The organism is Luteolibacter sp. SL250 (genome assembly GCF_026625605.1).
In the GTDB taxonomy this organism is placed as follows: Bacteria; Verrucomicrobiota; Verrucomicrobiia; order Verrucomicrobiales; family Akkermansiaceae; genus Luteolibacter.
The window spans coordinates 4,421,776-4,442,604 of sequence record NZ_CP113054.1 but is presented as its reverse complement, the minus strand read 5'-3'; the positions used below and the strand labels follow the sequence as shown (position 1 = coordinate 4,442,604).

Genomic DNA, 20,829 nt, shown 5'->3' with positions numbered 1-20,829 from the left:
AATGCGTCCCCTTCACCCACAGATCACAGGGCGTGCTCCTGCCGTGGCCATATTCAGCGTGGCTGCAGGCTTGGCATGTGCCCAGGAAGCCTCACCGGTGTCCCAACCGGTGATGCGGGGTTCCATTGACGATCCGCCGCCATCCCCGCTGGTCGCTCCCCGCGATCCGATGATGGGCGAGACGAGATCCCAGGGGCTCGATCTCGGGGTGATCATCTCCGGAGCCTACGACGACAACATTTTCCTCAGCGCCAACGACGCGAAGTCCGACTTCATCGGCAAGGTGACGCCGGAGATCGGTTACTCGAAGGGCGACCGGGACTCCCAGGAGGGCGGCTACCTCAAGATCGCCTACCGTCCGACCGGCGTGGTCTACGCGCAGGGCAGTGCGGACAACCGGATCGACCACGAGGCGAAGGCCGCCATCGGGGTGGTCGGGAACAAGGCCGCCGTCGATTACTCCGTCGCCTATGCCAAGCTGGGCGATGCGACGCCGGACACCGGACGCCAGGCGGACCGGCAGCTTTTCGAGCATGTCGTGAGGATCGCGTGGGTGCCACGGGAGAAGCTCGCGCTGGAAGTGGCGGCGGGTCAGTCCATCGCGGACTACGCGGACAAGGTGCTGCTCGATTCGCGGGAGGCCTTCGGCGAAGTCGCCCTCCGTTACGCCTATTCCCCGAAGACCCGCCTGGGCCTCGCCTACCGTGGCGGACGGTTCGAGGTGGAGGATATGCAGGACCAGCGCTTCCAGCGCCTGACGGGCAAGATCGAGTGGCAGCCGCGGGAAAAGATCCGCGTCGAGCTGGAGGCAGGTGCTGAAAAGCGGAAGTACGCCAACGGCTCCAGCGTCACCCCGGTGTTGGAGGGACGCATCGACTGGAGTCCTTCGGAGAAGACGAACTATTTCCTGACCGCCTACCGCCGCGAAACCGCTTCCGCGTTTTCCGCCGGGCAGAACTATCGCCTCACTGGTGCCACCGCCGGGGTCTCGCAGAAGATCGGCGAGAAATGGACCGCCCATCTGGAAGGTGGGGTGGAGAGCGCTTCCTACCGGCAGGTCGAAGGCATCGGTGGGGACGCGGGCAAGGACACCCTGTGGTTCGTCCGTCCGGCGATCTCTTACCGTTTCACCGAGGAACTCGGCCTCGAGATTTTCTATCGTGTTTCCAGCAACGACTCCAACCGCGCCGGTTTCGGATATGACCAGCAGAGCGCGGGTGTCCTCCTCGAATACAAGTTCTGACCCAGCAATACGCCATGTGGAAGAAACTCATGCTCCTGACCACCCTCCTCGCTCCGGTTCTCCCGGCGCAAGTGAGGGAAGGCACCTCCGGTGTCATCGGGCGGATGGATTCCGTCGAGATCCGGGTGTTCCGTGAAGAGGAACTGACCACGCGCGGCCAGCTTTCCTCGGACGGCACCATTTCCATGCCGCTCATCGGCGCGGTGCGCATCGAGGGTCTCACCACGGACCAGGCCGCCGCCGCCATCTCCCGCCGCCTGAAGGACGGCTACCTGGTCCGCCCGGAAGTCAGTGTCGCCATCGAAGCACGCATCCGTCGCACGGTCACCATCCTCGGCCAGGCCCAGCGTCCGGGTGTGTTCGAGATCCCCGCTCACCGTCGCCTCACGCTGGTGGAAGTCGTCGGCATGGCGGGTGGCACCACGCGCATCGCCAACGAGAAGAAAGTCACCCTCAAGCGCGGTGGGCAGGTCTTCTCCGTGAACCTGAGGGACATCACCAACGGCAAAGGCGAGGACATCGCTCTCCGCGACGGAGACACCATCACCATTCCTGAAAGCCTCTTCTGATCCGAATGAACCGAAGGGACAACCAACATGCCCAGCTCACCGTCCGTCAGGCCGGGGGGCTCGCCGTGCCTGCGGCTCCGCCCGCCCCGGTGCAGGATCCCGCAGCGTACCTGCCGACGGTGGAGATCGGGCGTGTCTTCGGCACCTTGCTGCGCCGTGGCTGGCTGGTGGCCGTGCTGGGTGCGCTTGGCATCGCCTGCTCGCTGCTCTACATCAAGAACGCGACCAAGGTTTATCGCTCCTATGGCTCCGTCTACGTGGGCACCCAGGCACCCCAGGTGCTGAACATCCAGGCGGTCGCTCCGGAAGAGTCACGTGACCTCGAGCAGATGCGCTCCGTCGAGCAGGGGATGCTTTCCTCAACCATGCTGATGCGTCTGATCGAGAAGCACGGCCTCGCTTCCGATCCGGATTTCGCAGCCCCGGGCACCGGCCAGGAAAGGCTCGTCCAGACTCTGGGCCGCCGGGTGCGCGTGGAGCTGCGTCGCGGTACGCGTCTCATCGACATCGCCGTGGATGACACCAACCCGGGTCGCGCGAAGGAACTGGTCCAGTCGATCGTCGACGAATACGAGAAATCCAGCGCCGAGCGCCAGCAGTCGATCACCCGCCGGGCGAGCGAAGGCCTGGCCCGCGAGGAACAACGGCTGCGTGGAAAGATGGATGATTCCGCCCGCAAGCTGCAGGAGTTCCGCGAAAGCCACCGCGTCCCGGGGCTGGAAGCGACCCCGGGTGCCGTGGCGCCGGATGACAATGTGACATCGCTCACCACCCAACTCGGGCAGGCGAAGTCCGAGCGGCTGCGCCTGGAAGCCGAATACGAATCCTTCAGGAAATTCGACCCGAAAGACCCCGGCGCGCTGGCCGGTGCGGGGAATTCGGAGCAGGCGACGGAGGTGATCTCACAGGTCCGTGCGATCCAGGAAAAAGAGGCGGAATTCGCAGCGATCAAGGAACGATATCTGGAGAAGCACCCCACCTACATCGCGATTTCCAGCGAGCTGGCGTTGCTCAAAAAGAATCTGGAGGATAGTTCCGCCGCTGCGGGCAATGCGTTGGAGAAGAAATACCGCATCGCCGTGGAGAATGAAGGGAAGCTCACCGCCGCACTTTCCGTCGCGAAGGTGGATGCCGTGGAGGTCGAAGGCCTGCGCGAGAAGTTCCGCACGCTGGACCGTGAGGCGGATGCCGACCGCACCCTGCATGACGCGGTGGCCGCCCGCCTGCGTGAGACGAATCTGACAGCCTCCGTTCCCGCCTCCGTCCTCCGCTGGGAGGACTCGCCGATGACTCCGGAAAAGCCGCACAGCCCGCGCAAGATCGTGGCGCTGGGACTCGGTGCGGGCACCGGATTTTTCATGGGTCTGTTCCTCATGGTCGGGCTGGAGCTGGCGGACGGACGCATCCGGGATGCCGCGGCCGCCGCGCGTGCCGCCGGTGTGCCGTTGCTCGCCCGCATCCCCGCGGCCAGCGCGGCGGATGCTTTCCGCCAGTTGCGGACCATCCTTTCCCCGCAGGAAGGATCCCAGACCGCACGGACCATCCTTTTCGCCAGCGCACGGGCAGGCGAGGGCCGCTCGTTCTGCGCCCTGAACTACGCCACCTCACTCGCCATCCAGGGGCACCGGACCTTGCTGCTGGATGCGGACCTGCGTTCCGCCGGCATCAGCGCGGAACACATGAGCCGCAGGGGGCTGGGGGATTTTCTCTCCGGGGATGTCGCGCCTGCGGAGGCCTGCCACGCCACTGAGCAACCGAACCTCTACCTGCTTTCCTCCGGCTCACCCCGTCCTGACTCCGGCGACCTGCTGGCCGGCTCCCGCTTCGCGGCCCTGCTGGAGGATGCCTACCGCTGGTTCGACCGTGTGGTGATCGACACACCGCCGCTGATGGATTCGGCGGATGCCGCGGTCATCGCCCGCTACGCGGACCGTTGCTGCCTGGTGGTCTCGGACCAGGGCGGTCATCGCCGCGGACTCCGGCAGGCATCGGAGATGATCCGCTCCGCCGGTGGCAGCCTCGTCGGATTCGTCTGGAACGAGATCCCACGCGGGCGGAACAGCCGCACCGCAGGCCCGTCCGTCCGGGCCTCCCATCCGCTCATCGGCAGTGGTTCGCCACGCCGTCCTGAACCACCCAAGGGTTTGGCATCATGAATACTTTCCTGTCCCAAGTTGTTAACGCCGCAGGCTCATCCGTGAGCCGGGCGATATCGTTTGTTCCCCCCACCCCCCCGACAAATGATTTCCACCCCCCGACTGAAATCGTTCGAACCCGACACTGTCCGGGTTTCAGCCCCCCCGATTGAGCCAGCCCCCCGCTTCAACCTCCGCCACCGGCACCGGCCGTGGGTGGCGAACCAGAAACTCGTCGCAGCCAGCTTCCTGGGAGATGCCGTTGTCATCTTCCTGGCGCTGGTGATCGCGTACATCATCCGGTTCGAGACCAGCATGAGCGGATTCGGCGTGCCCGATCCCGTTGTGGATGTGCGCAGCTACCTCGGCCACGTATCGGTGGGCACGCTGTTGCTGGTGTTCCTGCTTGCGAACTTCCGCCTCCATGATCCGCGGAACTTCCTGGCGATCCGGAAATGCGGGCTCATCATCGTGAAGTCCTGCGCCATCTGGTGCGCCGGATTCCTGGCGATCTCGCTGATGCTGAAGATCGACCCCGCCATCAGCCGCCTCTACTGCGTGATCGGCGCCCTCACCGCCATGGCCATGATGCTCTTCTGGCGCTGGTTCCTGTTCTGCATCCTGCGTGGGGACAGCTACGTGGAGAAGCTCCAGCAGAAGGCGATCTTCGTCGGCTGGAACGACGAGTGCTCGCGCGCGTTGGCCCGCTCGAAGAAAGGCCGCATCCAGCCCATCGCGATTGCCGGAGTGGTCCTTCCTCCGGGCGGCACGCTGCCGGCGAACCTGCCAGCCGACGTGCCGGTGCTCGGCACATGGCCTCAGTTCCGGAACCTCCTGCGTTCCTCCGGATCGGATCTGGTGATGGTCGTGGACGGGACGCTCGACCGGAATGACATGCTGTCGCTGGCGGAAACCTGCGGCAAGGAGTTCGCGGACTTCAAGCTGGTGCCGAGCTGCTTCCAGATCCTGGTGTCCGGCCTGAACCTGGAGAACTTCCATGGCATGCCGGTGCTGGGTGTCGGCAGCCTTCCGCTCCATCATGCGTTCAACAACGTCTTCAAGCGTTGCATCGACATCATCGGCAGCATCGTCGGGCTCATCGTCTTCGCCCCGCTGATGGCGTTGTTCATGGCGTGGGTCTATATCGAGTCGCCCGGTTCCGTGCTCTACCGCCAGCGCCGCATCGGCCTGAACGGAAAGCCGTTCGACATCCTGAAGATCCGCAGCATGCGCCTGGATGCGGAGGCACCGGGCAAGGTCGGCTGGACCGTGAAGGATGACCCGCGCCGCCTGAAGATCGGCGCGCTGATCCGGAAATGGAACATCGATGAGCTGCCACAGTTCTGGAACGTGCTGCGCGGCGACATGAGTCTTGTCGGGCCGCGCCCGGAACGCCCGGAGCTGATCGAGAACTTCAAGGAGGACATCCCCCACTACAACGTCCGCCACAACATCAAGCCCGGCGTCACCGGTTGGGCGCAGGTGAACGGCCTGCGGGGCGATACCTGCCTGCGCGAGCGGGTGAAGTTCGACCTCGACTACATCGAGAACTGGAACTTCATGCTCGACTTCCAGATCATGGTCATGACCTTCCTTAACCGCCGGGGCGCCTGTTGATGGACGCGGCGGTCATCGAAGGCATGCCAGATTCCACGACTGCTGAGAACTCCATCCGCCGTGACCGGTCGATCCGGCTGGCGGTGGTCACTTCTCTGGTCTCGAAACTGGGGACGGTCCTGCTGCAGTTGATCTCGATCCCTCTTGCCGTGCGGGTGCTGGGGAGGGAGGAGTTCGGCCTTTTCACCATGGTGAACCTCACGCTGGGGACGGTATCCCTGCTGGAGATCGGCGTGGGTCCCGCGCTCGCCCACGGGCTTTCCAAGGCACGGGCGAATGGGGATGTGGAAAGCCAGCGTGCCCTGGTTTCCACATCGTTGATGCTGATGCTGGGGGTGGCCCTGCTGACGGGTGCGCTCATGGCCTCCGTGCTGGCCTTGGTTCCCTTCGACTCCTTGTTCGGCGCGAAGTTCGCCGGAAAGGAGACGCTGCTGCGTCCCGCCATGTGGGTGGGCCTGGGGCTGTTCCTCATGTTTTTCGTGGTGAACCTCACGGAGCGCGTCCGGGAGGGCTACCTGGAGGTGGCTTCCAACAACCTGTGGGGGGCGGTCGGGAATGTCCTCGGCGCGGTTTTCGTCGGCGTTGGCATCTGGTTCGTCCCGGAAGTCTGGTTCCTGGTGCTGGCGGTCCAGGGTGCGATGATCCTCGCCAAGCTGGGGAACATGGTCTCCTGCTGGAAAAAGCACCCCGCCACCGTCCCCTCACCGGCCGCGTTCAATCCTTCCCTGGTCCGCCCGTTGCTCACGGATGGACTTTCCTTCTCCGCGTGTTTCATCCTCACCGGCTTCGTGGAGGCGAACTTCTGCGGCTGGCTCATCGGCCGTATGGGGGGCGGCCCCTCGGAGGTGGCACTGTGGGGGGTGTTCGTCACGCTGACGGTGATGCAGCTCGGCTTCGTGGTGATGCTCAGCACCCCCACCTGGCCCGCCGTCGCGGAGGCACTGGCCCGGGGCGACATCGACTGGGCGAGGAAGGCCGCACGGCGTCTCTATTTCTTCGGCCTGGGCTTCGCCTCGCTCTCCAGCCTGGGGCTGGTCGTCCTCGGTCCATGGGCACTCGGCGTCTGGCTGGGGAAATCTTTCGCGGACACGGACCGCGCCGTGCTCGCCTGCTACGCCGCTTATTTCATCATGCACGTCTGGCGTCACCTCAACCACGCCATGATGATCGGCACCGGCCAGGTGAAACGCCTGGCCGTCATCCAGATCCTCGAAACGCTCGTCATGATCGCGGTGGTTTGTGTTTCTCTTTCCATGGGTTCCCTCAACCTGATGCTACTGTCCATGGCCGCCACCATCCTGTTAGGCACCGGCTGGATCCTTCCAAAGATGGTCCACCGGGCATTGCACCGGGTCCATCAAGGGTAGCGGAAGTCGTGAGACTTCCGGTGGTGGGGAAGTCCGCCGGAAGCCATAGTTTGTTTCGCCGACGGAAGCCCACCCCGCCGAATCTCTCACGAGATTCGCTACACCATATGAAGCCGCCACTTCGCCACTTTGACGCTTGGAACCTCCGGACCTCCCGTCCAGACTGGCGGGCATGCGTGAGAAGGCGATTTCGTTGCTGAAGGAACTGACCGAGGCCCATTCCGTTCCGGGTCATGAGGATGAGGTGCGGGCCATCTTCGTGGATGAGCTGGGCGAGTGTGGCGATCTCTCGACGGACCGCAACGGCTCGGTTTTCTGTGAGACGGGCGGAGCCGGGCCACGGGTGCTCATCGCGGGGCACATGGATGAGGTCGGCTTCATGGTGCAGAACATCACGGCGGATGGGTTCATCCAGTTCGTGACGCTCGGCGGGTGGTGGGAGCACACGTTGCTGTCGCAGCGGGTGGAGATCCGCACGCGGGAAGGGGAGAAGGTCATCGGCGTCATCGGCTCGAAGCCGCCCCATTTCCTCCCGGAAGCGTCGCGGAAGCAGGTGATGGGCATCGACCAGATGTTCATCGACATCGGCGCCGGATCACGGCGGGAGGTGACCGAGGTGTTCGGCATCGCGCTCGGGGACCCCATCGCACCGCTGTCCGCCTTCACCCCGCTGGGCAGGGGGGATCTGCTGATGGCGAAGGCGTTCGACAACCGCGCGGGCATGGCCGGGGCCATCCAGGCCGGGCAGATCCTTTCGGCATCCGGGCATCCCAACCGCCTGATCTTCGGCGGGACGGTGCAGGAGGAGGTCGGCTGCCGCGGCGCGAAGACCTCAGCGAACTTCATCCAGCCGGATGTCACCATCGTCCTCGAAGGCCCGCCCGCGGATGACACGCCGGGCTTCATGAAATCCGACAGCCAGGGAAGCCTCGGCGGCGGCGTGCAGATCCGGCTTTTCGATCCCACGGCGATCACCAACCCACGGCTCGCGCGCCTGGCGATCGAGACCGCGGAGGCGGAAAACATCCCGCACCAGGTGACCGTGCGGCGCAGCGGGGGGACGGACGCGGGGTCATTCCACATCGGCGGTACCGGCATCCCGAGCATCGTGCTGGGTGTCCCGGCACGCTACATCCACTCCCACAACGCCATCATCGATGTGAACGACCATCTGGCGATGGTCGCGCTCACCGTCGCGCTGGCGAAGCGGTTGGATGAGGCGACCGTCGAAGGTCTGGCGAACTACCTCTGAGGCTCACCGCAGGCCGAGCGCGGCTTCCGCCTTTGCGGTCGTCTCGTGGAAGTAGGCGGCATTTTCCGGCAGCTTGATGTCCACGTCGTGGATGGGGATCAGTTCCTTCATCCGCGCCTTGCCTTCCGGTGACTCCAGAAGTTGGGGGAAGCAGAGCTTCACCACCTCCAGCACGATGTGGACGCAGACGGATGCCCCCGGGGAGGCTCCCAGCAGCGCGGAGATGCTGCGGTCTTCATCCGTAATGACCTCGGTGCCGTAGTGGACGATGCCTGCTTCGCCGTCGGTCTTCTTGATCGCCTGCACGCGGATGCCCGCGTCGATGAGTTTCCAGTCCTCCGCCTTCGCCCCCGGATAGAAGACATGCAGCACTTCCATCCGGTCGGCCATGCTCTGGGTGCCTTGCTGGACGAGGTATTGCACCAGATCCAGGTTGTGGATGCCGATTTTGACCAGCGTGGCGAGGTTGTGCGGCTTCACCGACAGCGGCAGGTCGAGGTAGCTGCCTTCCTTGTGGAGGAACTTCGTCGTCCACGCGGCGAAGGGGCCGAAAAGCAGCGTCTTCTTTCCGTCGAGGATGCGGGTGTCGAGGTGGGGAACGGCCATCGTCGGAGCGGCCTCCAGCGCCTGGCCATAGACCTTCGCCTGGTGCTTTTCCACGATCTCCGGATTCTCACAGACCAGCCATTGTCCGCCGATGGGGAATCCGCCCAGGCCCTTGCTCTCCGGGATACCGGCTTTCTGCAGCAGCGGCAGGCTGCCGCCCCCCGCGCCGACGAACACGAACTTCGCCGTGTTGGTCCGCTTCTTCCCGGTGACCAGGTCCTTGATGGTGACGGTCCACCGGTCGCCCTTCTTTTCCAGATCCGTGACACGGTGGCTGGCGGCGATGCCGCAGCCCGGTTGGTCCGCCAACCAGCCCAGCAGCTTGCGGGAGATGTTGCCGAAATTGACGTCCGTTCCGCTGTCCATCCGCGTCGCGGCAATGGGGATCTGCCCCCGCTCCTCCGTCAGCAGCGGCGACCAGCTCCCGATGGTGGCGGGATCCGTCGAATAGACCATGTCACTGAAGAAATGGTGGGCGGCCAGACCGGCGTGGCGCGCTTTCAGGTAGTCCACCTGCTCCTGTCCGTGGACGAAGCTGATGTGCGGCACCGGGTTGATGAATTCACGCGGCGCGTCCACCATCCCGCTGGCGACCGCGTGGCCCCAGAACTGTTTGGTGTATTCGAACTGCTCGAAGATCTTGATCGCGTTGGCGACGTTGACGCTGCCGTCCTTCTCACGGTGGGGGGTGTAGCTCAGCTCGCAGATGCCCGCGTGGCCAGTTCCCGCGTTGTTCCAGCCGTGGGAGCTTTCCTGCGCCAGCTCCGCCGTCACCTCATAGACCTGGATGGAAAGTTCCGGCTTCAGGCGCTTCAGCAGCGCGCCGAGGTTCGCGGACATGACGCCGCTGCCGATGAGGATGACATCCGGGTTTTCGATGTGTTGGGACTGCATGGGGTGTCGGAAAATGGAAAAGGAAAGCGCGTTTGCGCGGAGGCACGGGATTACGCCCCGGCCGGTGTGCAGCTTGCAAGTTTTCTCCGTTCCCTGACTGCTGCCGCCAGCTCCTCCAGCACTTCCACCGTGGTCTCCCACCCGATGCAGGCGTCCGTGACGGACTGGCCGTGCGTCATCTCCTCCCGTGCGGCGAGTTTCTGGCTTCCTTCGACCAGGTTGGACTCCAGCATCACCCCGGAGATGACGGTGGAACCAGCGGCGATCTGCGCGCAGAGTTCCTGCGCCACCACGGGCTGGTTGCGGTAGTTCTTCCGGGAGTTCCCGTGGGAGCAGTCCACCATCAGGTGGCGGGGGAAACACTGCGTCGCCAGGATGCCGGCGGTCTCCGAAATACTGTCCGCATCGTAGTTCGGGCCGCCCTGCCCGCCGCGCAGGATCAGGTGGCAGTCTTCGTTGCCGGTGGTGGAGACGATCGCGGAGATGCCCTGCTTCGTCACCCCCAGAAAATGATGGGGCCGGGAGGCGGACTGGATGGCGTCCAGCGCGATCTGGATGGAGCCGCCCGTTCCATTCTTGAAGCCGATGGGCATGGAAAGCCCGGACGCCAGCTCACGATGGATCTGTGACTCCGTGGTGCGCGCGCCGATGGCCCCCCATGAGATCAGGTCGGCCACATATTGCGGCGAGATGGTATCGAGGAACTCCGTGGCGGCGGGCAGGCCGATGGTGGCCACATCCAGCAGCAGCGCCCTCGCCGCGCGCAGGCCGTGGTTGATGTCGAAGCTGTCATCCAGATGGGGGTCATTGATCAGGCCCTTCCAGCCGACGGTGGTGCGCGGTTTCTCAAAATAGACGCGCATGATCACCAGCAGATCCTCCTCCAGCCGGTCGGAGATCTCCTTCAGCTTCCACGCATACTCGATGGCGGCTTGCGGATCATGGATCGAGCACGGTCCGATGACCACCGCCAGACGATCGGACTCACCCTTGAAGATCGCGGAGATCCCGCTCCGGGAGCGTGAAATGAGGTCGGCGTTTTGGGCTGGGACGGGGAGATCATACTCCAGGATCGCAGGCGAAATGAGCGGTCGCGTGCCGGAAATGCGGAGGTCGGATGTCTGGATCACCCGCGAAGGATAACGGTCCCTGTCTCCCCCACAAGCCGTTGGTGCCAACGATTCCGAATTCGCCCGGTAGGTGCAAATTGCACCAATAATGCGGGATTCTTTGGCGGACTGCACCCTTGTTCCAGTGCGCTTGTTAGATTGGGTGTATCATAAGAAATTTATGGTAAGATGGTTGTGGTGTTGTGTCTTGGGTGGTCGGATTCCTGCAATGTCAGGAGGGAACTCAAGAAAGGAGTAACCAATGTTACAGTGGACCATTACATTTCTCATCCTCGCGCTGATCGCGGGACTCTTAGGATTTGGTGGCGTGGCGGGTACCGCCGCCTCGATCGCCCAAGTGCTCTTTGTCATATTCCTGATCCTGTTGGTGGTTTCGGCACTCAGCCGGGCACTGCGGGGCAAGAATCCATGAGGCCGTCTCCAGGACGAACCTCATCCCAAACCCATGGAAAATTCACGGCATCATCAGGGAGATGCCTGACACAAGGGGAGTGAACGATTCGGGAGGATTCGTTCACTCCCTCTTCCCTTTTCTGCTACCATTACCTCCTGCACCCACCCCGATGAAACTCCTGCCCAGCATCGCCACCGCCATCGTCTGCACCGCCGCCGCCACCAAGGCCCAAGGGCTTTATTCCCTGGATTACCTGAATCCCTTTCCTGACAAGGACAGCGGCTACACCACCCTCTATTTCGACAACGATCTTTTCGGAGGCGATGACAAGGACTACACCAACGGCATCCGCCTTTCGTGGATCTCGGAAGACCGTCCGGTCGAGCGCCTCGGCCTGCAGCGGAACCTGCGGCGCTTTTCCGGTGATGAGGAAAGCTATGGTGTTTTCAGAAGGATCACAGGGTTCAAGGATCCGTCGAAGGTGCATTACAACTATGGCTTTTCCCTCACGCAGTTGATGTTCACGCCGGAAGATGCCGGACCTGCCTTCCAACCACCCGGGCAGCGTCGCTACGCTGGTTGGCTTGGTCTTGGCTTCTCCCTTCACGTGAAGGACGAACACATCCTCAACTCCATCGAGTTCACGGTTGGCATGATCGGGCCGAACTCGCTAGCGGAGGAATCCCAGGACACCATCCATGATCTCCGGGATCTGGAGAAATTCAATGGCTGGGACGACCAGGTGCCGAACGAGGTCACGGCGGACATCAGCTTCGTGCAGAAGCGCAGGGCGGATTTCATCGAAATGGAGCGGGGGGCGTTCCGCATCGACGGTCTGACGGAGTGGGGCGTGCGGCTCGGCACGTTCCGGACGGAGGCCCACCTGGGCGGCTTCTTCCGTGCGGGTTACAACCTTCCGCCGGACTTCTCGGATCCGCGGCTTTCATCGACCGCTTATTCCCACCGCTACTTCGGTGGCGGCGGAGACTACCAAGGGCACTGGTCCATTTACACGCTGTTCGGCGCCACGGTCCGGGGTGTGGCGCATGATGCCACCTTGGACGGCCCCGTGTTCCGCGACTTCAACACCGGCAACCACCGCGAGCCATTCATCGCAGAGGCGTTCTGCGGCCTGGGCATCCGCTATCGTCTGGTCGAACTGAGCTACGTCCATACCTGGAGGACGAAGGAGTACCGCGAACAGGACGGACATGCCGACTTCGGGACGGTGGCTGTCCGGGTGAAATTCTGACGGTTTCATCCATGATTCCGTGAGAGGATGCCGCAGGGCATCCCCTTTTTCATGCCTCCGGTGCAGAATGCAAATGCAGGCTGCGCGATTGTTCTTTCGCCGGCTTGGCTGCCCGGAATCGGGGGGATTGGAATGGCCTGGATCAGAGGTGGTTAGGGGATCGTCACCGGCGATGGCACAGTGCCTGCGAAAATGGAGGATGATTCCCCGATGATGCCATGAAAACGAATACAGCAGAACAACAAGCCCGTTGGATCGCAGCGACCATGATCAGCACAACGGCTTTTGCTTTCGCCACTCCGGAGATGGCTCCGGGAACGCCAGGCGAGATTTCCGACCACATCAAGATGGAGATCAGCTCCGACACCCGCATGGACGGGACCAAGGTTTCCGCCAGCCTGCGGGATGGCATCGCCATCCTCACCGGGCATGTCGCGACGCTGGACCAGGCGGAGCGCGCCGCGGAGCGGGCCATGTCCGTCGTCAAGGTGCGCGCCGTGGTGAACGAGCTTGAGATCGGCGGAGGGAGTATCCCGGACGAGTCCGTGAAGACCGCTGTCCGCGCCGCGCTCGACAAGAACAAGGCGCTCGATGCGGGCCGCATCACCGTGAATGTCGAAGGAGGGAAAGCCGTCCTCGGCGGGGCGGTTGGCACTTGGGACGAACAGGAGATCGCCCGTGAGGCGGTGTCCAGGGTTCCCGGAGTGAAACTGATCGAGAACAAAACCGAGGTGACCTTCGACGGCATCCGCAGCGACGATCAGATCGCGGAGCAACTCCGCCAGTTGATTGCGAATGACCCGCTCTGCGACGGTCTCAGCCTTTCGGTTTCCGTGAAAGAAGGGGCCGTCAGACTGAAAGGTGAACTGGGCAGCCGGGGCGAATACGACCGCTTGGTGCGCCGTTCGTCCGTCACCGGTGTGTTCGAAGTGAACTCGGACCGCCTCACGATCAATTCCGACCTCAAGATGGAGGCGGTGGAGGACAAGGACTTCACTCCGGACCAGATGATGGCCGCCCTCGGTGACGCCATGAAGGCGGACCGCCGGATCGACCCTGGCATGATCCGCAGTGAACTCGCGGAAGGTGTCGTGACGCTTTCCGGCCAGGTTCCGGCGGACGAAATGAAGGCTGCCGCCGAATCCACCGCACGGGGCGTCCCCGGTGTCATGGCCGTGAGCAACCAGATCCAGGTTGGCGGGGAAACGCAGCGCCCGCTCGTTTCCGTGAACGCCCCGTTGGTCACTCCGCGCCGTTGAGCGCGGCTTCCGCCGCGGATGCCCATGCCTCCACCAGGGTGGGATGGTAGTGGGGCACCGCGGCGTATTCTTCCAGGGTCATGCCACGGGAGATCGCAAGCTGGATGACATGGGAGGTTTCCAGCACCTCCGGCCCTGCGGCCGCGGCGCCGATGATCCGGTGTGAATCCGCCTCCGCAATGATTTTGACGAAGCCGTGGCGCGATCCGGAGATCATTCCTTTTCCCTGGTCGTTGTAGTTGATCCTGCCGGTGAGGATCCTGACGCGCTTCTCCGCCGCTTCCTTCACCCCCATCCCGATCTCCACGCATTGCGGTTCGGTGAACAGCCCGGTCATGGCGGTTTCCGGACTCCACTCATGGGAAAGCTCGGAGTGGCCATCCCGGATGATGCGCTCCGCATTGCGGGCGGCGACCGCTCCCTGGATGACGGCCAGATGCACCACGGGGACGGGGCTGGCGCAGTCGCCGACGGCGAAAATATGTGGGAGCGAAGTCGAGCACCGGTCGTCGATGAGAATCCGTTTCCGGTCCATGGCGATGCCCGCTTTCTGGAAGCCGAAACCGATCGTGTTCGGAGTCCGTCCGGTGGCGACCAACAAGGCGTCCGCCACCAGCTTTTCCCGTCCGGTCAGGGACAAGTGGAATTTCCCGTCCTTATGCTCCACGTGGAAAATCTCCGTCTTCTTCAGGAATGTGATGCCGCGGTCGATGCTCTCCGCTTCGATGGCCTCCGCGATGTCATCGTCAAAATGGCTGAGGATCCGCTCGCCGCGCACCAGGACGGTCACGGAACTGCCGAGCCCCTCGAAAAGGTGGGCTGCCTCCATCCCGATGGCGCCATGCCCGACGATGGCAATGGTCTCCGGCAGCTCCGGCAGACCGATCATATCATCGCTGGTCCAGTAGGGTGTTCCCTCCAGGCCCTCGATCTCCGGGATCTCCGGTTTTGAGCCGGTGGCGATGATGATGGCCTTTGCCTGGTGGCGCTCCTTGCTTTCCGCCAGTTCCACTTCATGGGTGGATGTCAGGTTCGCCGTGCCGCGGAGCAGCTCGTAGCCGGCGGTTCCCATTTCCTCCCTGCGGTAGTCGCGGAAGTCCTTGAGGAGGACTCCGGCACGTTCGCGGAGGCGCGGGAGGTCCAGTACCGGTGTCCCCACGGTGATTCCGAAGCGATCCGCCTCACGGATGACCCGCATCCGGTTGGCGGTTTCGATGATCGTTTTCGATGGCATGCAGCCGCGCAGGATGCAGAGGCCGCCGAGCGGGCCGGGAGCCTCCACCAAGGCGCAGCGCAGGCCCAGCTTCGCTGCGGTGGATGCCGCGGAATGGCCGGCGCTTCCGCCGCCGATGACGATGAGATCGTATTTCATTCGGTTTCTTCAGGTGGGATGACGGCAATCTCGTCCGTAACGAAGTCCCCGCAATCCTTCCATCCATCCTCATCCCGTTCGAAGCGGGAAGTCGATGTGGGAATGAAGCTCCCATCAATGAATCTCCAGACGGTGATCTCCACCACTGCCGCCGTGAAGCGGATCTCATGGAACCCCTGCGGCTCTCCCTGGAGGCGGGTGGAGCAGACGGTGGGTGCCTGGGACACGACACATTTCCACCCCTCCAGCACTCCCGCCGTGGCGAGCTGCGAGCGGTGGAAGTGCCCGCAGAGAATGAGGTCCACCTTCGCATCATCCACTGCCTGGAGAAGATCAGGCAACGGTTTCACCACAGCCCTGTTGTATCCCGGAGGGGCCAGCAACGGGTGGTGGAGCGTGAGGATGCGGAACGCTTCCCCACCCGGTTGGTTGAAAAGGGAAACACAGCGGGCCAGTTGCTCCTTGGAAAGGATGCCCTCCGACCAGTCCGCGTGGAAACCGAAAGCACGGGTGCTGTTCAGGCTGACCAGGTGGAAGTCCTCCGTGCGGTGGACCGGTTCCAGGTCCGCGCCGAACCACCGTGAGTAGCGCCGGAACGGGCGGAAGAATCGGTCGAACGGTTGGTTGGTCGCGGGGATGTCATGATTCCCCGGAATCAGCAGCAGGGGGCCGGGGATGGTTGAGACGAAGTTGTAGGCCGCCTCCAGTTCGGTGCGCCGGGCGCGCATGGTGAGATCCCCGCTGAGAACGGTGAAGTCGTGGGCGTGCGAGCGGGCATGGCTCAGGAAAGCTTCCGCAGCCGCCGTATTCACCGCGCCGAAGTGGGGGTCGGAAAGGTGGAGCAGCCGTGTCATGCGGTGGATTCACTGGTTTCCGCGGGATGTTCCGGGGTGGTGAGCACGACCAGCCGTTCCGGCAGGATGTCCAGCCGGATGGGTAGTGGCATCCGGATGATCTCCCCGTCCAGCATGACGGTACAGTGCTTCCTTCCCCGGGCATTCAGCTCCAGCGAGCGCGCCTTGATGATCCGCAGCTCCGCATTCTCCTCATGCCTGCCCAGCAGGTAGTCCAGCATCGCCTTCACCGCCGCGGATGCTTTCCGATGGGTGCCGATGTAGCCGGTCATGGCGCCCGACCGGAAGTCCGTGCGCGAAGGGACGATGCCGGTGGTGGATCGGTATTTCCCCGGGACGAAGGCGGAGAATTTCGTGCGTGCATGACCGGTGGCGTCCTCGCCCTTCCACTCCAGGGAGAGCGGGCGCGCGCGGGCGAAGATCTTCGGCACCCCGGCGGCCAGTTTGAGTGTCTTCCTCCACCACCGTCCGCCATGGTCCCGCTTCTCGAAGAAGCTGGAGAACTCCGGATAGAAGCCGAAGACGGTGGTGCAGAGGCAGGCACGGCCTGACACCATCAGCACGTCGATGGGGACGGGCTGCGCCTGCGCGAGGAATTCCGCCGCTTCCTTGATGTCCAGCGGCACCCCGAGATCCCTGGCCGCAAGATTGAAGGTCCCCATGGGCAGGACGCCGAGGGCGATGCCCGTTCCCCCGAGCAACCCGGCGGCGGTCGATACCGTTCCATCCCCGCCGCCGACGATGATCGCGTCCGGCCGCTCCGCGGCGGCTTTTTTGATCTCCTCCTCCACCCGTTCCGGATCGATCACGTGGGCGAGGAGTTGGTGCCCTTGCTCGCGGAAGATCTCCTGGACGGTGTGGCATACTTCCGATGCGACCAGACCGCGCTCATTGCCGCCGGCGGCCCGGTTGAGAAGGAGGATACATTTCATCATGCCTGAGCGATGGTGGAGCGGAAGGCGAGCGCGGCGAGCGAGGAACGGATGAGGCCCTCCCCGGCACCCGCTGAATCGTCGTCCGGAGGATGGAGGACGTATTCCAGGACCTTCACCCAGACGGTTGTACCGTGGTTGTGGGATGGATCGGACTGGGCGTGGTTCAGGGCGGCCGGGACATTCCCCCTGCGGATGGCGGCGACGGTGCGGGAGACGGGCGTGTCCGGCGGCGCCAGAACATAATCGACCACCTCCCGCAGATCGACCGGGCGGACGGGCTTCAGCAGGAAATCCGGCACGCGGTGCTGGATCGCACGGAGCACGGCCAGAGGGGTGAGGGCCGCGCTGCACAGTACGATGGGGACGGTATTGCCCGCTTGGCGGAGGATCTCGATGACCCCCAGACCGTCGATGTCAGGCATGCGGAGATCGAGGATGAGCAGGTCGTAGGCCGCGTTGTTCAGTTTCTCCAGTGCCTGCCTCCCGGTGGATGCGGTGTCCACCTGTGTGGCGCGGCTGGAAAGCGCATAGGAAAACCCGAGCCGCAGCGTCGGCTCGTCGTCAACGACGAGCAGCCGTCGTTGCGGCGGGCCGCTGGCTGTCTGCTGCTCAGGCGATGGGGACATCCAGATAGAATTCCGTTTGATTTTCGGTGCGTTCCATCAGGCCGATCCGGCCTTCGTGGGCACGCATGATTTCCCGTGAAATGAAAAGACCGAGGCCCACGCCTTCGTGCGGCTGGCCCGGTGCGCGGAAGAACCGCTCGAAGATCCTCCCTTGGCTCGCCTCCGGTACGCCCGGTCCGCGGTCGATCACGGACACCCTGAGGAACTCCGCCCCCTGTTTCACGCAGCGCAGCGTGATGCCGCCACCCGGAGGGCTGTGCTTGATGGCGTTGGAGACCAGGTTGTTCATCACCTCATCAAGGCGGATCGGGTCGGCCAGTGCGTCCGGTAGTGCGGGTTCCGTCGGTTCCACCTCGATGACGCAACCTTTCGCGGCCGCCGCACCGTGGTAGAGGCGGGCGGAGCGTTCCATGGTTTCCTGCATCCGGACAGGGATCCGGGAGAGGTGGGTGGTTCCACCCTCCGCACGGGACAGGTCGAGCAGGGTGTTGAGGGTGACCAGCAGCCGTTCGCAGTCCTCGTTGGCGGACTCCACCATCGTGTGCTGCATGTCGTTGAGAGACCTGCCGTTTTCCTCCAGCAAAAGGTGCAGCACCATGCGGATGCCGGTGAGCGGGGTCTTGATCTCGTGGCTGACGGTGGAAAGCAGGTTGGTCTTCATGTCGTCCAGCCAGCGGATGCGGCTGACGTTGTGCAGCAGGACCGCCCATCCGGAACCTCCCTTGCCATCATCTTCGGAAACGAAGCGGAAGATACGGGGAAGGTAGTAGAACTCCTCCTCATGGATCCGGAAGAGAAGGGCCTCCCGCGGGTCCTCCGGCAGCAGGTGGGTTCCTGTCTTGCGGCATTCATCGAGGATGCGCTGGATCTTCAGCGGCAGCCGCCCGGATACGCCCAGATCCTCGGTCAGCTCCTCGGCCGCAGGGTTGATCTGCACGATGTTCGTGTCATCCCCGAGCACGAAGACGGGTGAGGGGATGGCCTCCAGGATCGCGCGGTTCACCAGGTTTGTCCGCATCAGGTGGTCGTCCATCACCGAACGCCGCTGCTTCAGTTCCGCGGCCATGTCATTGAAGGCGGCGACCACGGAGCGGAACTCGCTGCCGTGGCCGGGCGCGGGCAGGTTCAGCTCGAAGTTGCCGTTCCGGACTTCATCGATCGATAGCTGGAGCCGGCTGACCGGATCCACCAGGTGCCGCATGAGCTGGAAGTAGATGATGAAGGCGATAGCCGTGCCCAACAGCACCAGTGTGGACACGAACAGGTAGTTCTGGGTCGCGGTTTCCTTCGCCTCGCGGCCCACGGAGAGCAGCTTTGTCTCCGCCAGCTTGGAGATGCTGTCCGCCAGATCGGTGATCCGCTGGGTCTGGCTGCTGATGGAAGTGAGGACGCGGTCCCGGCTCTCGTGGTCCCGCGGCGGATTGGCGAGAAGGCGGTCATAGGTCTCCACATAGGCGGTTACCGCCGCGGCGAGTGCCTCAACCTTCACGTCCGCCTCGCGCAGGATCTTGAGGCGTGTTGACAATTCCGCCGAATAGGCGTCGTAAATCGAGCGGTCGGGGATTTCCGGTTCGACCCGGATGGGTCCCGTGAAGATCGGGATGTAGGTGGAATTCAGCGTGGAGGTGACGGACCTGAACCCGTTGGCCGTGCTGACGACCATGTAGTCCGAAGCCAGGCGCTTGTCGAAGCGCTTGTTGGAATCACGCATCAGCAACAGTGCCGCGGCCCCCACCCCCCAGAGGAGGATGATGAGCGTCAGCAAGCCGAAGAAGAGACGGAATCTTAACATTGCCGTGAGATGTCATTCGATCCCGTAACGCTTCCGCTTCCGGTAGAGCGTGGCTTTGTCGATGCCAAGGATCGACGCGGCATCCTGGAGGGACGGTGCCCATTCCAGAACGCGCAGCAGGTGGGCCTGCTCGATCTCGTCGATGGTGTGTTCGCCGCCGATGCAGAGACCGGAGGCTGGGTCGCGGCTCGCCGTGTTCGCCGAGACCGGGGTGGGGCGGGGAAGATCCTCCGCCTCGATTTTGTTGCCGCGGGCAAGGATGGCCGCCCTTTCGATGGCGTTGCGGAGTTCCCGCAGGTTGCCCGGCCAACCGTGCCTCATCAGCGACGAGCGGCCATTCTCGCTGAAGCCCTCCACCTTGCGTCCCATCTGGCCCGCGAAGAAAGAGAGATAGTCACAGGCGAAGCGGTAGAGGTCGATGGGGCGGTCGCGCAGCGACGGCACTGTGATGCTGATGACATTGAGGCGGTAATACAGATCTTCCCGGAAGTGGCCTGCGGCGATCTGTGCGGGAAGGTCGCGGTTGGTGGCGGCGATGACGCGCACGTTGGACTGCCGGACCTTGTTTTCCCCCAGGCGCTCGTACTCACGCTCCTGGAGCAGGCGCAGCAACTTCGGCTGGATCTCCATCGGCAGTTCGCCGATCTCGTCGAGGAACAAGGTGCCTCCTTCCGCGGCGTGGACCTTGCCCCAGGTGTCCTTCACCGCGCCGGTGAACGATCCCTTCATGTGGCCGAAGAGGACGCTCTCCAGAAGTTCCTTGGAAAGGCTGGGGCAACTCACGGTGACGAACGGCTTGTCCCGCAGGTGGCTCCGTTCATGCACTTCGCGGGCGATCACGCTTTTGCCGGTGCCGCTCTCGCCGAGGATCAGGACGGAGGCATTGGTCGCCGCCGCGCGGAAGAGGATGTCGAACTCCTCATGCGTCCTCTTGTCTTCCGAGGTGAACCGCAGTGGAGGCGAGGAATGTTTCGCCTCGGACTTCAGTTCCTGCACCGTTTCCTGGAGGCGCACCACCTCACCTTGCGTCTGCAGGGCCTTCTTCGCCTTGATCAGGATGGCCCGGAGCTGGTCAGGGGTGAATGGCTTCTCCAGATAGTCGAATGCCCCCAGTTGGGTGGCCTTCACCGCCGTGGCGACCGATGCGTGGGCCGTAAAAATGGTGACCAACTGCCGCGGCTTGATCCCGAGTATTTTCTGGAGGATCTCCAGTCCGTCCTCGTCGCCGAGGCGGAGGTCGAGGAAGACCAGATCGAAATTCTCTTCTTTGACTCTCCGCAGGCAGGAATCGCCGTCTTCGGCGGTTTCGACGTAGTGGCCTTCGGCTTCGAGGGCCAGAGAGGTGGTCAGGCGGATTGATTTTTGGTCATCGACGATCAGGATATCCATGCAAGGAGGGGCTTCTTCTGTTGGGGTTCTTTACCAGATTCCATGCCGTTGATGATATTCAATGCAACTGCTAGGAAATGAATGACATAAGTTTTATTCAGGAGGTCATTTCTGATAGGTTTCACTGCATAATGCAACTAAAT

17 protein-coding genes are annotated in these 20,829 nt (G+C 63.3%); 9 read left to right on the top strand and 8 right to left on the bottom strand.

The features are described from left to right. Nucleotides 1-43: 43 nt before the first annotated feature. From OVA24_RS19260 to OVA24_RS19235, 6 genes are all read left to right on the top strand, one after another. On the top strand, nt 44-1,243 hold the full coding sequence (locus tag OVA24_RS19260) for an outer membrane beta-barrel protein (protein WP_267671763.1): 1,200 nt from the start codon (nt 44-46) through the stop codon (nt 1,241-1,243). Between the two features lie 14 nt (nt 1,244-1,257). Continuing rightward, a complete protein-coding gene (locus OVA24_RS19255; protein ID WP_267671762.1) occupies nt 1,258-1,812 on the top strand; it encodes a polysaccharide biosynthesis/export family protein in 555 nt (184 codons plus the stop codon). 5 nt (nt 1,813-1,817) lie between these two features. After that, nucleotides 1,818-3,968 carry a GumC family protein gene (locus OVA24_RS19250; protein WP_267671761.1) on the top strand — a complete coding sequence of 717 codons (2,151 nt, stop codon included), beginning with the start codon at nt 1,818-1,820 and terminating at the stop codon, nt 3,966-3,968. An 84-nt stretch (nt 3,969-4,052) separates the two neighbouring features. Continuing rightward, nucleotides 4,053-5,564: an exopolysaccharide biosynthesis polyprenyl glycosylphosphotransferase gene (locus OVA24_RS19245; protein WP_267671759.1), complete on the top strand. Its 1,512-nt coding sequence runs from the start codon at nt 4,053-4,055 to the stop codon at nt 5,562-5,564. Between the two features lie 23 nt (nt 5,565-5,587). After that, nucleotides 5,588-6,931: a lipopolysaccharide biosynthesis protein gene (locus OVA24_RS19240; protein ID WP_267671758.1), complete on the top strand. Its 1,344-nt coding sequence runs from the start codon at nt 5,588-5,590 to the stop codon at nt 6,929-6,931. Nucleotides 6,932-7,103: 172 nt separating this feature from the next. Continuing rightward, complete coding sequence (locus OVA24_RS19235) at nt 7,104-8,183, top strand: M42 family metallopeptidase (RefSeq protein ID WP_267671757.1); 1,080 nt, start codon at nt 7,104-7,106, stop codon at nt 8,181-8,183. Between the two features lie 3 nt (nt 8,184-8,186). Here OVA24_RS19235 and mqo read toward each other — a convergent pair whose 3' ends face one another. Both mqo and OVA24_RS19225 read right to left on the bottom strand, forming a co-directional pair. Further along, nucleotides 8,187-9,683: a malate dehydrogenase (quinone) gene (gene mqo / locus OVA24_RS19230; RefSeq protein ID WP_267671756.1), complete on the bottom strand. Its 1,497-nt coding sequence runs from the start codon at nt 9,681-9,683 to the stop codon at nt 8,187-8,189. 50 nt (nt 9,684-9,733) lie between these two features. Beyond that, nucleotides 9,734-10,813, bottom strand: a complete 1,080-nt coding sequence (locus tag OVA24_RS19225; RefSeq protein WP_267671755.1) for a 3-deoxy-7-phosphoheptulonate synthase — start codon at nt 10,811-10,813, stop codon at nt 9,734-9,736. A gap of 241 nt (nt 10,814-11,054) precedes the next feature. Between OVA24_RS19225 and OVA24_RS19220 the strand changes: the two genes are divergently transcribed. The 3 genes from OVA24_RS19220 to OVA24_RS19210 all read left to right on the top strand — a co-directional run bounded on the left by OVA24_RS19220 (nt 11,055) and on the right by OVA24_RS19210 (nt 13,718). Beyond that, entirely contained in the window at nt 11,055-11,225 is a 171-nt protein-coding gene (locus OVA24_RS19220; protein ID WP_267671753.1) for a DUF1328 domain-containing protein, read from the top strand. Nucleotides 11,226-11,376: 151 nt separating this feature from the next. Then, nucleotides 11,377-12,459, top strand: a complete 1,083-nt coding sequence (locus OVA24_RS19215) for a lipid A deacylase LpxR family protein (RefSeq protein ID WP_267671752.1) — start codon at nt 11,377-11,379, stop codon at nt 12,457-12,459. A 266-nt stretch (nt 12,460-12,725) separates the two neighbouring features. Beyond that, the gene (locus OVA24_RS19210) at nt 12,726-13,718 is read left to right on the top strand and encodes a BON domain-containing protein (RefSeq protein ID WP_267671751.1); all 993 of its coding nucleotides are present in this window, start codon (nt 12,726-12,728) and stop codon (nt 13,716-13,718) included. Here OVA24_RS19210 and OVA24_RS19205 read toward each other — a convergent pair. The 6 genes from OVA24_RS19205 to OVA24_RS19180 are packed head-to-tail and all read right to left on the bottom strand — an operon-like array spanning nt 13,702 to nt 20,686. Beyond that, nucleotides 13,702-15,090 (bottom strand): dihydrolipoyl dehydrogenase family protein, encoded by a 1,389-nt coding sequence (locus OVA24_RS19205; protein WP_267671750.1) that lies wholly within the window; start codon nt 15,088-15,090, stop codon nt 13,702-13,704. The genes OVA24_RS19210 and OVA24_RS19205 overlap by 17 nt on opposite strands. Beyond that, the gene (locus tag OVA24_RS19200; RefSeq protein ID WP_267671749.1) at nt 15,087-15,944 is read right to left on the bottom strand and encodes a metallophosphoesterase family protein; all 858 of its coding nucleotides are present in this window, start codon (nt 15,942-15,944) and stop codon (nt 15,087-15,089) included. Before OVA24_RS19200 ends, OVA24_RS19205 begins: the two co-directional genes overlap by 4 nt. Continuing rightward, nucleotides 15,941-16,879 (bottom strand): diacylglycerol/lipid kinase family protein, encoded by a 939-nt coding sequence (locus OVA24_RS19195; RefSeq protein WP_267671748.1) that lies wholly within the window; start codon nt 16,877-16,879, stop codon nt 15,941-15,943. Before OVA24_RS19195 ends, OVA24_RS19200 begins: the two co-directional genes overlap by 4 nt. After that, a complete protein-coding gene (locus OVA24_RS19190; protein WP_267671747.1) occupies nt 16,876-17,505 on the bottom strand; it encodes a response regulator in 630 nt (209 codons plus the stop codon). Before OVA24_RS19190 ends, OVA24_RS19195 begins: the two co-directional genes overlap by 4 nt. Then, the gene (locus OVA24_RS19185) at nt 17,489-19,297 is read right to left on the bottom strand and encodes a sensor histidine kinase (RefSeq protein WP_267671746.1); all 1,809 of its coding nucleotides are present in this window, start codon (nt 19,295-19,297) and stop codon (nt 17,489-17,491) included. Before OVA24_RS19185 ends, OVA24_RS19190 begins: the two co-directional genes overlap by 17 nt. Before the next feature lie 12 nt (nt 19,298-19,309). After that, nucleotides 19,310-20,686, bottom strand: a complete 1,377-nt coding sequence (locus tag OVA24_RS19180) for a sigma-54-dependent transcriptional regulator (RefSeq protein WP_267671745.1) — start codon at nt 20,684-20,686, stop codon at nt 19,310-19,312. Nucleotides 20,687-20,829: the final 143 nt, after the last annotated feature.